Annotated in this window: 15 protein-coding genes; 1 reads left to right on the plus strand and 14 read right to left on the minus strand. The window is 45.2% G+C overall.

Annotated elements, in window-relative coordinates:
• The 10 genes from ACOJUN_RS23105 to folC all read right to left on the minus strand — a co-directional run bounded on the left by ACOJUN_RS23105 (position 1) and on the right by folC (position 8718).
• Positions 1 to 660, minus strand: coding sequence for an acetyltransferase (locus ACOJUN_RS23105; protein ID WP_422134202.1), 660 nt, complete (start codon positions 658 to 660; stop codon positions 1 to 3).
• Positions 661 to 1013: 353 nt separating this feature from the next.
• Positions 1014 to 1937 (minus strand): glucose-1-phosphate thymidylyltransferase RfbA, encoded by a 924-nt coding sequence (gene rfbA, locus ACOJUN_RS23110; protein ID WP_422134203.1) that lies wholly within the window; start codon positions 1935 to 1937, stop codon positions 1014 to 1016.
• A gap of 3 nt (positions 1938 to 1940) precedes the next feature.
• Entirely contained in the window at positions 1941 to 3014 is a 1074-nt protein-coding gene (gene rfbB, locus ACOJUN_RS23115) for a dTDP-glucose 4,6-dehydratase (protein WP_422134204.1), read from the minus strand.
• Position 3015: 1 nt separating this feature from the next.
• On the minus strand, positions 3016 to 4266 hold the full coding sequence (gene wecC, locus ACOJUN_RS23120) for a UDP-N-acetyl-D-mannosamine dehydrogenase (RefSeq protein WP_422134205.1): 1251 nt from the start codon (positions 4264 to 4266) through the stop codon (positions 3016 to 3018).
• 87 nt (positions 4267 to 4353) lie between these two features.
• Positions 4354 to 5472, minus strand: a complete 1119-nt coding sequence (gene wecB / locus ACOJUN_RS23125; RefSeq protein WP_422134206.1) for a non-hydrolyzing UDP-N-acetylglucosamine 2-epimerase — start codon at positions 5470 to 5472, stop codon at positions 4354 to 4356.
• A gap of 97 nt (positions 5473 to 5569) precedes the next feature.
• On the minus strand, positions 5570 to 5908 hold the full coding sequence (locus ACOJUN_RS23130; RefSeq protein WP_422134207.1) for a hypothetical protein: 339 nt from the start codon (positions 5906 to 5908) through the stop codon (positions 5570 to 5572).
• A gap of 27 nt (positions 5909 to 5935) precedes the next feature.
• Positions 5936 to 6061 carry a hypothetical protein gene (locus ACOJUN_RS23135; RefSeq protein WP_422134208.1) on the minus strand — a complete coding sequence of 42 codons (126 nt, stop codon included), beginning with the start codon at positions 6059 to 6061 and terminating at the stop codon, positions 5936 to 5938.
• Complete coding sequence (locus ACOJUN_RS23140; RefSeq protein WP_422134209.1) at positions 6058 to 6339, minus strand: nucleotidyltransferase family protein; 282 nt, start codon at positions 6337 to 6339, stop codon at positions 6058 to 6060. The genes ACOJUN_RS23135 and ACOJUN_RS23140 overlap by 4 nt, the downstream gene beginning before the upstream one ends.
• A gap of 167 nt (positions 6340 to 6506) precedes the next feature.
• Positions 6507 to 6827: a nucleotidyltransferase domain-containing protein gene (locus ACOJUN_RS23145; protein ID WP_422134210.1), complete on the minus strand. Its 321-nt coding sequence runs from the start codon at positions 6825 to 6827 to the stop codon at positions 6507 to 6509.
• A gap of 592 nt (positions 6828 to 7419) precedes the next feature.
• Complete coding sequence (folC, locus tag ACOJUN_RS23150; RefSeq protein WP_422134211.1) at positions 7420 to 8718, minus strand: bifunctional tetrahydrofolate synthase/dihydrofolate synthase; 1299 nt, start codon at positions 8716 to 8718, stop codon at positions 7420 to 7422.
• A 101-nt stretch (positions 8719 to 8819) separates the two neighbouring features.
• On the opposite strand from folC, the gene ACOJUN_RS23155 reads away from it, so the two are divergent.
• Positions 8820 to 9254: a DUF29 domain-containing protein gene (locus ACOJUN_RS23155; RefSeq protein ID WP_422134212.1), complete on the plus strand. Its 435-nt coding sequence runs from the start codon at positions 8820 to 8822 to the stop codon at positions 9252 to 9254.
• A 75-nt stretch (positions 9255 to 9329) separates the two neighbouring features.
• Here ACOJUN_RS23155 and accD read toward each other — a convergent pair whose 3' ends face one another.
• The 4 genes from accD to ACOJUN_RS23175 form a co-directional block, all read right to left on the minus strand.
• Positions 9330 to 10259 carry an acetyl-CoA carboxylase, carboxyltransferase subunit beta gene (accD, locus tag ACOJUN_RS23160; protein ID WP_422134213.1) on the minus strand — a complete coding sequence of 310 codons (930 nt, stop codon included), beginning with the start codon at positions 10257 to 10259 and terminating at the stop codon, positions 9330 to 9332.
• Positions 10260 to 10347: 88 nt separating this feature from the next.
• A complete protein-coding gene (gene trpA, locus ACOJUN_RS23165; RefSeq protein WP_422137120.1) occupies positions 10348 to 11151 on the minus strand; it encodes a tryptophan synthase subunit alpha in 804 nt (267 codons plus the stop codon).
• A gap of 17 nt (positions 11152 to 11168) precedes the next feature.
• Entirely contained in the window at positions 11169 to 12383 is a 1215-nt protein-coding gene (trpB, locus tag ACOJUN_RS23170) for a tryptophan synthase subunit beta (RefSeq protein WP_422134214.1), read from the minus strand.
• A complete protein-coding gene (locus ACOJUN_RS23175; protein ID WP_422134215.1) occupies positions 12380 to 12991 on the minus strand; it encodes a phosphoribosylanthranilate isomerase in 612 nt (203 codons plus the stop codon). The genes trpB and ACOJUN_RS23175 overlap by 4 nt, the downstream gene beginning before the upstream one ends.
• Positions 12992 to 13231: the final 240 nt, after the last annotated feature.

Raw genomic sequence — 13231 nt, forward strand, 5'->3', positions numbered from 1 at the left:
TTATATGCCTTTCATCTTGTAACTAGGAATTGCCCTGACTTTAGTTTTATCTGCCACATAAACCTGATCATTTTCGGTATTATGCATAATCGAAGCACTAGCACCGATCACATTTGAAGATCCTACTTTGATATGATCACGTAACGTGGCATTAACGCCAATAAACGAATGATGTCCAATGGTGACGCCACCAGAAATAACAACATGTGAAGTTATAAAACAGTGATCTTCAATTGTTGAATGGTGACCAATATGATTACCACTCCATAAAGTGACATTATTCCCAATCGTAACAAATGGCTGGATCGTATTATCTTCTAAAATAAAGCAATTTTCTCCAATATATTTGCTCCATATTGTTGCATTACTGCTCACATAGCTAGCCAAGCTATAACCTTTTTCTTTCATTTGAAGATACTTACTTTCTCGCAACTTGTTTACCTGGTTATAACCTATAGCAACAAAAACACTATTCTTTTCTGGCGGGTAGTCTCTTGTTAAATCGTCAGTAGTTATTAATGGTAAATCGCAAAATGTGTCACTTTCTTTAAAGTCTTTGTCTACAACAAATGCAACAACGTTATATTCGGTATCTTTACTAAAATAGAACCATGCTAACTCTGCCTGTTCGCCATTCCCAAAAATAACAAGATTTTTCATTGTTTATGATCCGGTAACATTAGTTAAATATTCTGAAGTTACACATTTAGCCTAAGAGTAGACATTCACGACAAAACCGTGAATGTGCCCGATGATTTCAGAGTAATAGTGTGCTCTAATAACCACACCGCTGTGTCAGAGCTTCTGTTGCCAACAAGGCAGACATGTACTGCAATGATTGACAGGATAAAAACGAAGGGTTGTGTATACCGCTGCTTATAGTGAAACCAAGTTTACAACTATTCGGTGGTTATCTGACTGATCGAAACAGATCAGTAATCTTTTTCACTAATCTACTACTTGATACTCACCTGCTTCAACCTTGATGGGAGTGCCCAAGCTTATTTTGGCTGTTACAAGGTAAGCTCTTTCGCTGGCAATGCTATTCTTTTGGACTTAATGTCTATACTAACTGTATTTATCAGAGACTGTAAATATTGACCATATTCAGTTTTTTCCAAATCTTTCGCTATTTCAAAAATTTTGTCTAGAGAAAGCCATCCATTACTCAATGCGATTTCTTCAAGACAGGCAATTTTTACGCCTTGACGCTGCTCAATTGTCTGTACAAAATGACCAGCCTCTAAGAGAGCATTATGTGTACCGGTATCGAGCCAGGCAAAACCACGACCAAGTAACTCAACCTTCAGCTTGTTCTGCACAAGGTATAAATTATTCAGCTCGGTTATTTCAAGCTCACCTCTAACAGAGGGAATTACTTCACTTGCAAGTTCAATTACCTGATTATCATAAAAATAAAGACCGGTTACAGCATAATTGGACTTTGGGTTGTCTGGTTTTTCTTCTAATGTTATCGCATTATAATTTTCATCAAATTCAACAACACCAAATCTTTTTGGATCATTAACCCTGTACCCAAATATCGTTGCGCCTTCAACCCTAGATACTACTTCTTGCAATTTGGGTGTAAAACCCTGACCATAAAAAATGTTATCCCCTAATATAAGTGCAACCCTATCATTGCCAATAAATGATTTCCCGATTGTGAATGCTTGTACTAGCCCTTTGGGTTCAGCCTGAATAGCATAACTTAAATTAATACCAAACTGACTACCATCACCCAACACATTAAAAAAATGAACCTGATCCTCGGGCGTGGTGATGAGCAGAATATCCTGAATACCTGCTAGCATAAGTACTGAAAGAGGATAATAAATCATCGGTTTGTCATAAACCGGCAGGAGTTGCTTGGAAACCCCTTTGGTAATTGGATGCAGCCGGGTACCACTGCCACCGGCGAGGATTATTCCTTTCATTTTTTATACCTTATTGGAGCCAAGTCGTTCACGCTGATAACTACCATCTTGCACCCATTTACACCATTGCTGGTTAGTCAAATACCATTGGATTGTTTTACGTAACCCAGTTTCAAAGGTTTCTTCTGGCTTCCAATTTAACTCTTTAGCAACTTTGCTGGCATCGATAGCATAGCGGATATCATGGCCTGGCCGATCGGTAACAAAAGTGATGAGATCTTTATATCGGTCAATACCTTTGGGTTTAACAGGGGCAAGCTCTTCTAATAAGGTACAGATGGCTTGCACCACTTCAATATTTTTCTTTTCATTATGGCCGCCAATATTGTAAGTTTCACCTACTCTGCCTTCTGTGACTACTTTGTAAAGTGCCTTGGCGTGGTCTTCTACATAGAGCCAGTCTCGAAGCTGTTCACCCTTACCGTAGACCGGCAGCGGCTTTCCTTCCAAGGCGTTTAAAATCACCAGCGGTATCAGTTTTTCCGGAAAGTGATAAGGACCATAGTTATTAGAGCAGTTGGTGATGATTACCGGTAAACCGTAGGTACGATGCCACGCTCTTACCAAATGATCGGAGCCTGCTTTACTTGCCGAGTACGGTGAGCTGGGTGCATAAGGTGTAGTTTCAGTAAACAAGTCATCGGTCTCTTCCAGGTCCCCATATACTTCATCGGTTGAAATATGGTGAAAACGAAAAGAGGCTTGTTTCCTAGAACCTAGAGTATTCCAGTACTGCCTGGCTATCTCCAGTAGTGTGCAAGTTCCCACTATATTAGTTTGAATGAACTCTGCAGGTCCATCAATGGAACGATCTACATGGCTTTCTGCGGCCAGATGCATAACCACATCTGGCTGAAATTCTGCAAAAGTGTGTTCCATGATTTCTGGATTGCAAATATCAGCTTGTACAAAATGGTAGCGTTCACTGTGGTCGACCGTTTTCAGAGATTTAAGGTTACCAGCATAGGTAAGCTTGTCAACATTACAGACGAGATCTTTTGTATTGTAAATTATATGCCGAATAAGCGCTGAACCAATAAACCCAGCTCCACCCGTAATAAGAATCTTCTTAGCCATATCACCATACTCCTTTTGTATCTACGATATAGCTGATCGACGGTTTGAACTTCTTAAATTGACAGTGATCAACCAACAACACATAAACATCAGCTTTAACAAAGGCATTATCCAGATTCACCAGTTCAAAGTCTTCGTTCAAACTATCGACATTTGGCTCCACAGCAACAATCTTACAACTCAGGCTGTTAACTAACTCTCTAGTAATTTGCAGCGCCGGGCTTTCTCGCAAATCATCAATATCAGGCTTAAAGGCCAAACCAAAACAGGCAATGGTGACCTCAACCATTTTTTTTCCGGGATGGTCTGCCAGAAACTGATCCACCTTCTCTTTTACTTTTTCAATGACCCAAGCCGGTTTATTTTCGTTTACTACTCTTGCCTGTCGGATCAATTTAGCTGTTTCCGGCGTTTTACTAACAATAAACCATGGATCAACAGCAATACAGTGCCCCCCCACCCCCGGACCGGGCTGAAGTATATTCACCCTTGGGTGTCGGTTAGCCAAAGCGATCAATTCCCAGACGTTGATATCCAGCTCATCGCAGATTATTGAAAGTTCGTTGGCAAAAGCTATGCCTACATCTCTACTGGCATTCTCTGTGAGTTTGGCCATTTCAGCAGTTCGGGCTGTGGTAGTAATACATTCACCCATTACAAACGCACGGTAGAGTTCTATAGCTTTTTCCGAACTCGCTCTATTTATGCCACCAATAACTCTGTCGTTTTCTACCAGTTCTTTTACCACGTAACCCGGCAAAACCCGTTCAGGGCAATGGGCGATAAACAAGTCACCACTCTGCTTTTCATTAAGTGGTACCAGTAGATCTGGTCTGGCTTCTGCTATCCAATTCGCCATTTGTTCTGTGGCACCCACCGGTGAAGTGGATTCCAGCACAACCAAGTCGCCTTTTTTAAGTACCGGAGCAATGGCTTTAGTTGCCGATTCAATATAAGAAAGGTCTGGCTCATAACCCTCTTTGAAAGGAGTCGGTACTGCCACCAGAAAAGCATCAGCAGGTTCCGGTGTTATTGTTGCCCGCAGATAACCAGCAGTAACAGCTGCACTCACCAGCATGTCCAGGTCGGGCTCAACAATATGGATTTTACCGTCGTTGATGGTGTCAACGGCCAGCTGGTTCACGTCTACCCCGATAACGTTCATCTTGCGGGAAGCAAACATGGCCGCTGTAGGTAGGCCTATATAACCGAGACCTATTACTGAAACAGTTTTAAATGTTGAGTCATGCATTGTTTTTATATCCAGGAATGGGTAACTTTTGTCCTAAACCAGCCCACACGAAATGCCGCAATATGGCAGCAAAAAAGAAGATGTGAATTATGAATTGATCAGATGACCGATAATTCTGTCGCTGGCTTTACCATCCCCGTAAGGGTTCTGGGCTTTGCTCATTTTTTCGTAGATTTTGCTGTCATTCAGCAAAGTAGTGATGGTTTCAATAATTTTTGAGGAATCCGTTCCGACTAATTTAACGGTACCTGCCGTTACTGCCTCTGGACGCTCTGTTGTGTCACGCATTACCAATACTGGCTTACCAAGGGACGGAGACTCTTCCTGAATTCCACCAGAATCGGTCAGGATAATATCCGAACGGTTCATTAACCAAACAAAAGGCAAATAGTCCAATGGTTCAATCAAATAGATATTATCAATATCACTCAACAACCGATTAACGGGTTCCCTGACATTTGGATTCAAATGTACCGGGTAAATGATCTGTACGTCGGGTTCCTGCTTGGCTATTACTGCCAGTGCTTCACAAATGCGCTCGAAGCCATCACCAAAACTTTCCCTGCGATGTCCGGTAACCAGAATAATCCTGGAATTGTCGGCAATAAAAGCAAACTGATCAGAGAAACATGATTTAAGCTCATGATCATTTTCCAGTTTATTTTTTACCTCCAACAGCGCATCAATGACTGTATTACCGGTAATCAGAATATTCTCTTCCGCAATGTTCTCGGTCAGCAAATTAGCTTTTGCACTTTCGGTGGGCGCAAAGTGCCATTTTGCAAGTGCTCCGGTAATTTTTCGGTTCGCCTCCTCTGGCCACGGTGAATACAAATCTCCGGTTCTGAGGCCTGCTTCAACGTGCCCCACGGGTATTTGCTGATAAAATGCAGCTAATGAAGTAGCCAAAGTTGTTGTAGTATCACCGTGTACCAAGACTGCATCTGGCTTACACTCGTGGAGAACGGATTCCATACCTTTTAGAATATTGCTGGTTATATCCGTCAGTGATTGGCCCGGCAGCATGACATTTAGATCATAATCTGGCTCTATTTCAAATAGCTTCAATACTTGGTCAAGCATTTCCCGATGTTGTGCTGTCACACAAACTCGGGCTTCAATTTTGGGATGTGAATATAATGCTTTGACGACAGGCGCCATTTTAATGGCTTCAGGACGTGTACCAAAAACGATTAGAAGTTTCATGATTTTCCTTAATCCGGAAAATGGCACCGTATCCAAACGGTGACTTTCAAGGGAGATATCGTCTATTTATGCAGTTGAATCAGAGTATTGCATAGCACTAACCACCACCATACCGCCGACAATACCCCCTAACCTTTTCAGCAACATCAAGCAAAACTGGCGTAAATGTGAGAACTTTGGAAAAAATCCGGCTCAAAGCCTCCGGCTGGTATTCATGGGCAATACTGTTTCTAAGCTCACGAATTTCTATAAATTCAATGGTGTTATCAATCAGACCTTTTTTCTCAGCGCGGTTGATTCTGTCGCGAACGGTACCCCCGTGCTCCACGTCTATGACGTCGATCAAACGGAATATTTTTTGTAGTAAGATGTCGTTAAAACGAGCAAAGCGAGCGGTGAGGGATTCAAATTTTTCCAGATCTTCAAGGTCTGGCATACTTCCCTTTTCTAGATTTACAGTCTTTCAGCGAGCCAAAGACCATTTGAGCAACTCCTCCATCTGCCTCATGCTTTCCAGCTGCTGCTGCAATAACAAGAACTGGTCTTCTTTTATTGCTACTTGTTGCTTGCCGACTTTACCTTCACTCACAGAGAAACACCTTCAGCCAATGCTATTCGAGTAAACGGATCGGAATCATCAGCGGCAATGACCAAGTCTATTTTCTGCTCACCCAGCTTTTCGTAGAGCGCCAACCTGATCCTCATTTTATCGTCAGGATTCAACTTATCTGAAAGAATCAGTAAGTCTATATCCCCACCTCTGACCTGATCATCAACCCTTGAACCAAAAAGCCAAATTTCGGCATCTGGGTCAAACTGCTGAATAGCTGACACAATAGCTTTACGCTCAGATTCACTCAGCCGCACTGGGCACTCCCTCAACCATCGCTTTTATATCAGACACCGGCTCTTTATCACCTTTGTTACAATCTTTTCACTTCGCCCATCACCCACTCAAGGCGCAAAGCATGACGGTCACAAATCCAAAGAGTGCGCCCAATGACGTCTACAAATTGTCTACCGCTACTCATTCCTTACCCTGCTCTGCTGCCACTCAGTTGAATCCCGGTATTTCTGGCTTCATGATGAATCGCTTCTCGGTGTTTTCCTCGTCGATAAATAACCAGGTCAATTTTCTGGTCACCGATGTGCTGCTTGATGTCCACCAGGCTATGGAGTTTAGCATCAAAAACCGCTTCCGGACTTTGCAGGTCGGTTTCTATATAGAGGTCAATATCACCGCCACGCTGATTATCATCAACTCTGGAGCCGAAAAGCCAGATATCAGTTTTTGCACCAAAGTAATGCTGAAGCACGTTGCAAATATGGCCCGCATGTTCGCTTGTGATTCTCAATGGTATTGACCTCTCGCTATTCTCTATTAAACAAGCATTCCGGAATTTTCAGGGCTCATACCACAGGCAGTCTTTTCATACCCGTTCAAGCAATATCCAGCAGGGTGAGTGTAGCTGCAACAGTTGATTCTGTCTCTGATGGTGCCGACATCATCAAGGTCAATAGTATCAATCAGGCGGAATATTTTTTGTAACGAATGTCACTAATACAGGCAAAACGATCAGTATCAATCTGTCGAATAACAGTCACAATGGCTTGCTGCTATGATTCAGTCAATCGCACCGTGCTCTCTCTCAATCATTGTTTTTAGAAACGCTACCGCCCTCCAGATAACACCTCCCTCTGAAAAGCAGCTTAAAAACCGTCTAATTTTTATTCACTACACGACCACTGACGGGCACGCAAAAACCAGGCAACCGTTAGCCAAGAGCCTTCTCTAAATGTCATGAAGTAGCACAACAAGAGTACCAGTTATACATACACTGACAAGTACCTGTCACCCAAAACACACGTCTAAATACAAATATTTTTTATAAAAATACCCATGAGCACGTAACACTCATGCCAGAATTCTTATTTAAAAAGGAATACCTAACTGTCAATGCTCAAAATTGCACCAACCGTCAAAAACGAACCAACAACAAGCACCCTGTCACTGGCTGTTGACTCTTCTTTAATTTGTTGGAAACCTTGTTCTGCATTTTCAGCGATGACAGGCAGACCAGAATATCTGGCCACTGCTTCACTGAGATCGGCTTTATTAAGTGCTCTGGGTGAGTCGAAATCAGCAACAACCCACTCATCTACCACTTCAGACAGCGACTCAATCACTCCGTGATAATCCTTGTCTTTATAGATAGCTATCAGTGCACGAGTCTTCCCTGATACCGGGTCTGACTTCAGGCACTCCGCCAGCTTTGCTGCTGCCTGGGGGTTATGAGCAACATCGAAAACAATCTGAACTTCCTCCCCGCTTTTATTAGTCTCAAGGACTTTTTCATAGCGACCAGGGAGGTGCGATGCTTTTAAACCTTCTACGATGGCATCACGGTTTACAACTTGAGGTAAAAACTGAATCGCTTGCAGAGCAGTAGCAGCGTTATCAATGACTAACGCAGGCACAGGGAGGCCAACATAATCAATACAATCACCCGTTTTGTTCAAACCTTTCCAACTCCATGTTCTGTCTTCTTCTGTTAACTCGAACTCTTTATCTCTTCTGTAAAGAGCTGACTCCAGTCTGACAGCTTGATCGACGATACTGTTTGGTGTCTCCACACCACCAAATATTGCTGGTTTTTCAGAGCGAAAAATTCCTGCTTTTTCTTTTGCTATCGCTTCAATACTGTAACCCAGCCAGTCCTGATGATCCAACCCTACTGTTGTAATAATTGAAATATCGGGCTCAATCATGTTGGTGGCATCGAGACGACCGCCAAGTCCAACTTCCATGAGAGCGATATCTACTTTTTCTTTCCTGAACACATCTACAGCCAACAAGACTGCGAACTCGAAATAGGATAGCCAGTCACCACCCAGCCCGTCATTTACTTTTTGAAAAGAGTCACAGAGGCTTTCATCGCTCGCTTCAACACGATTAACTTTAATTCGCTCATTGAATCTGCGTAGATGCGGAGAGGTGTAAACGCCGACCTTATAACCAGCCGCCAGGAGAATGGACTCTAGAATAGCGACCGTTGATCCCTTGCCATTGGTACCACCTACCGTGATTACGAGCGGAGCGGGTTTGATAAGATCCAGTCTTTCGGCCACCTTTCTGATTCTGTCCAATCCAAGTTCCATTTCGTGTTCAGGCCGGGTGTTTTCCAACCAGTCAAGCCAATCAGACAGCTGCTCGAAGGGAGGCTGACTGTTTTGCTGGTATGTCATGCAGGGATTCCTTGGTAGTACATCGTGAAGGACGAATGGTTGCATATTTGCCCAAATCATTCTATATCTTGCTCTGGATGAATCCTTTATGAGGCAATTCGATGACTCAGCAGCTTTACGAAACTGATTTTTATAGCTGGACGCAGCAACAAGCCAACTTAATCCGTCAGGGTCGACTGGGAGAACTGGATTTGGATAACATTCTCGAGGAAATCGAAAGCATGGGCAGAAGTGAATATCGCCAGCTTAGTCATCGACTGGACGTATTGCTAATACATCTTTTGAAGTGGAAATATCAACCCGTAAACAGGAGCACATATTGGCAAGGCTCAGTTGAAGAACAACGGTACCGTCTGAAAAAACTCATCAAGGAAAACCCCGGACTCAAACCCAAATTCCCTGAGATCTTTGCTGAAGCTTATAACGCTGCGAAGATCACAGCATTCAAGGAAACGGGCCTGCAAGAAGCCACATTCCCAACACAATGCGAGTGGCGCTTTGAACAGGTGATCAATGATGAATTTTGGCCAGACTAGCTTATCGATTCATTACTAGAGACTTTCAACTCCCTCCCTCAAGGAAGGCATGATTTTCTTTATTCTAATCACACCTCACCCAGCCGCTGAAATCACCTCTTCCTCAACTGTACTAAAGTCTGAATCCGGCTCAGCGGGCGCAGGGCCCATCCCCTGCATTTTTCTACAAAGTCGAGCAATCGTCGAACGCATATCGCCTCGATCAACAATCATATCGATGGCACCATGCTCTAGCAGAAACTCGCTGCGCTGGAAGCCTTCCGGCAACTTTTCACGAACGGTCTGTTCGATTACCCGTGGACCGGCAAAACCGATCAAGGCGCCAGGCTCGGCAATATTCACATCACCCAACATTGCCAGAGAGGCAGACACACCGCCATAAACTGGATCTGTCAACACTGAGAAATAAGGTACCGCGCGTTGTTTCATACGCTCCAGTGCCGCACTGGTTTTAGCCATCTGCATCAGGGAGAACAAGGCTTCCTGCATACGAGCGCCGCCACTGGCAGAAAAACACACAAAAGGAATCTTGAGTTCCAGGCTCAGCTCTGCCGCACGGGCAAACTTCTCGCCAACAACAGAACCCATTGACCCACCCATAAAGCTGAATTCAAATGCCACAGCGACCACAGGCAAGCCATCAAGCTGGCCCTTCATGGCCACCAGAGCATCTTTTTCCCCCGTCTGCTTTTGGGCCGATGACAGGCGATCCTTGTATTTCTTTGAATCCCGGAACTTGAGCTTATCGACAGGCTCTATCTCAGAGAACAGCTCTTCTGTGCTGTTTTTATCCAGAAAATACTGCAGACGCTTTCGGGCACCGATGCGCATGTGATGATTACATTTTGGACAAACGTATAAATTTCTCTCAAGCTCTGGACGATACAATACCGACTCACACTTAACACACTTGCGCCACAATCCTTCTGGCACATTGCTGCTCTTCTGCTGACTCGCAGAGCGTGACAGCGAAGGTATCAGTTTGTCGACTAGCCAGTTACTCATTCACGCTTCCTGTCTGTTAGCAAGACTGAAAGGGGGCACCTGAATATTCAGGGCAATCCCCCATTTTCTATCGCCTTAATTCATTGGGTTAACCTTTATCCATTGCCTGACGCATGGCTTCCAGATGGTCAGAAACCCGGTCGATAGCACCATCCCCCTGGCTTTCATAATTAGCCAGCTCAGAGACCAGCAGGGACCCTACTACCACACCATCCGCAACCGAAGAAATGGCGGCGGCAGACTCACCATCACGAATACCAAATCCTACCCCTACAGGCAGATCGGTAAACCCTTTGATGTGAGCCACTCTGGACTGAACGCTGTCCAGATCCAGCTTGTTCGAGCCTGTGACTCCCTTTACAGAAACGTAATATACGAACCCTGAAGCAACAGAACAGATCTTTTGAATACGCTCATCGGTGGTAGTCGGCGTAATCAGGTTGATCATATCAATCTGTCTGGGCTTTAAATGCTCAACCAGATCACCGGCAAACTCCGCAGGCAGATCAACAATCAGTACACCGTCTACACCGGCTTCAGCTGCCCGGGTAGCAAACGCCTCATAACCCATGATTTCAACCGGGTTCAGGTAGCCCATCAGGACAATCGGTGTATTATTATCGTTTTCCCTGAAGCGAGTTACCATTGAAAAAACGTCATTCAATGTAACACCTTGTGATAATGCCCGCTCGTGAGCCTCTGCAATCACCGGCCCGTCCGCCATGGGGTCAGAGAACGGAAACCCAAGCTCAATCAGGTTAGCACCACTGGCTACCATCTTGTGCATAACGTCTACGGTCTTACTGGCCGGATCACCCGCTGTTATGTAAGGCATCAGAGCCTTGTGACCTTCTGAAGACAATCGCTCAAAGCATGTTTTAATTCTCATAATGATTTCTCCTTGAATGCTTAGAACGTAAGTCCATCAATCTCGGCCACGGTGTGAATATCCTTGTCACCCCGACCAGACAGATTGACAAGAATAATCTGATCCTTTGCCATGGTGGGAGCCAGCTGCTCAACAAAAGCCAGGGCATGAGAACTCTCAAGCGCCGGCATAATACCTTCCATACGTGTCAGGCTTCTGAATGCCGCCAGGGCCTCATCATCTGTCACGCAAGGATACTCTGCACGACCCACAGTTCTGAGATGACTGTGCTCTGGCCCTACTCCCGGATAATCCAGTCCAGCCGATACAGAATAGCTCTCAGTTATCTGACCATCGTCGTCACACATCAGGAAACTGCGCTGCCCCTGGAAAACGCCCTGTCTTTCACCAGACATTCTTGCGGCATGCTCTCCAGACTCAACACCGTGACCACCGGCCTCAACACCGTAGATTTTGACGTCTTCATCCGGCAGGAATTCATAGAACAATCCCATAGCATTAGAGCCACCCCCCACACAGGCCACCAGCGCATCAGGCAGACGCTGAGTCATTTCCAGACATTGCCTGCGAGCCTCACGACCAATAACACTCTGAAAATTACGCACCATTTCCGGATACGGATGTGGACCACAAACCGTTCCCAGAATATAGAAGGTTTCTTCAGGACGGGTTACCCAGTCACGCAGTGCTTCGTTGATGGCATCTTTCAGTGTTTGAGAGCCGCTCTCGACCGGTACCACAGTGGCCCCAAGCAGCTTCATTCGGTAGACATTCAGCGCCTGTCGTTTTACGTCTTTAGCGCCCATGTAAACGATGCACTCCAGACCCAGTCTGGCAGCAACAGTAGCGGTAGCCACACCGTGCTGACCGGCACCGGTTTCAGCAATAATCCGCTTTTTTCCCATATGTTTGGCCAGCAGAGCCTGACCAATGGCATGATTGATCTTGTGGGCACCGGTATGATTCAGATCTTCACGTTTCAGGTAGATTTGAGCACCACCCAGACTTTCAGACCACCGCTCAGCATGATAGAGCGGTGAAGGCCTGCCTACGTAATGAGCCAGATCACGGTCAAAATCAGCCTGAAAATCCGGATCATTCCAAAGCTTCTTGTAGGTCGATTCCAGCTCTTCAAGGACACACATGAGCGTTTCAGCCACATAACGTCCACCAAAACGACCAAAATGGCCGGATTCATCCGGCAGTTCGTGCAACTTTTTATAATCTACAGTCATTGTTTTACCGCCTCGACAAAGGCTTTCATCTTTTCGGGGTCTTTACCCCTGTCATTCTCTACACCACTGCTGACATCGACAGCAAAGGGCGCAACCTGTTCTATGGCTTGCGAAACGTTCTCAGGATTCAGGCCACCCGCCAGAATAACAGGCTTATCCAGACTGTCGGGTATCAGCTGCCAGTCGAAGGCCTCACCGGTTCCACCGGGTATACCTTTACGATAAGAATCCAAAAGCAGACCACTGGCACCGGGATAAGCGGCAGCACTTTCCTCAACAGACGTCCCGGGACGTACTCTGAGTGCCTTGATATATCTTCTTCGCCATCGCTCACACTCCTGATCGGTCTCATTGCCATGAAACTGCAACAGATCCAGGGGGACCTGATCCAGAACGTTCCGGATAACCGCTTCCTCAGCGTCAACAAACAAACCCACCAGAGTGATGAAGGGTGGGACCGCACTGGCAATTTCTCGAGCCTTACCAACGGACACAAACCGCTTGCTGGGTGCATAAAACACCAAACCCAATGCATCGGCACCCGCATTAACCGCTTCAAGTGCTTCTTCTACAGAGGTGACTCCACAGACCTTGATCCGAGTCTTCAACGATACCTCTCCCGTATGTGCCTATTTCCAGTAAAGAACGCCTAAAGCATTCGATAACAGTGAACTCTCCCGGTCATCAGACAAACCGGTTAAATACGGCTTCTTTGATGAGTGAGCGATGGGAGTCATTGAACAGGATGCTTCCATACCCCTCCTCAAGGAGAAGGAAATTAAACAGGATCAGAAAGCAGAACGTGGATGTTAGCAGAAACAGCCGACCCTTGTCTCATAGTGAAGAGA

The organism is Endozoicomonas sp. ALD040 (assembly GCF_049275945.1).
Lineage (GTDB): Bacteria > Pseudomonadota > Gammaproteobacteria > Pseudomonadales > Endozoicomonadaceae > Endozoicomonas_A.

Bases quoted from the DNA above. Each gene is read 5' to 3' on its own strand.
- ACOJUN_RS23105 (WP_422134202.1), bottom strand. From the start codon at position 660: ATGAAAAATCTTGTTATTTTTGGGAATGGCGAACAGGCAGAGTTAGCA.
- trpB (WP_422134214.1), bottom strand. From the start codon at position 12,383: ATGACTGTAGATTATAAAAAGTTGCACGAACTGCCGGATGAATCCGGC.
- accD (WP_422134213.1), bottom strand. From the start codon at position 10,259: ATGAGTAACTGGCTAGTCGACAAACTGATACCTTCGCTGTCACGCTCT.
- ACOJUN_RS23130 (WP_422134207.1), bottom strand. From the start codon at position 5,908: ATGCCAGACCTTGAAGATCTGGAAAAATTTGAATCCCTCACCGCTCGC.
- folC (WP_422134211.1), bottom strand. From the start codon at position 8,718: ATGACATACCAGCAAAACAGTCAGCCTCCCTTCGAGCAGCTGTCTGAT.
- rfbA (WP_422134203.1), bottom strand. From the start codon at position 1,937: ATGAAAGGAATAATCCTCGCCGGTGGCAGTGGTACCCGGCTGCATCCA.
- wecB (WP_422134206.1), bottom strand. From the start codon at position 5,472: ATGAAACTTCTAATCGTTTTTGGTACACGTCCTGAAGCCATTAAAATG.
- ACOJUN_RS23155 (WP_422134212.1), top strand. From the start codon at position 8,820: ATGACTCAGCAGCTTTACGAAACTGATTTTTATAGCTGGACGCAGCAA.
- wecC (WP_422134205.1), bottom strand. From the start codon at position 4,266: ATGCATGACTCAACATTTAAAACTGTTTCAGTAATAGGTCTCGGTTAT.
- rfbB (WP_422134204.1), bottom strand. From the start codon at position 3,014: ATGGCTAAGAAGATTCTTATTACGGGTGGAGCTGGGTTTATTGGTTCA.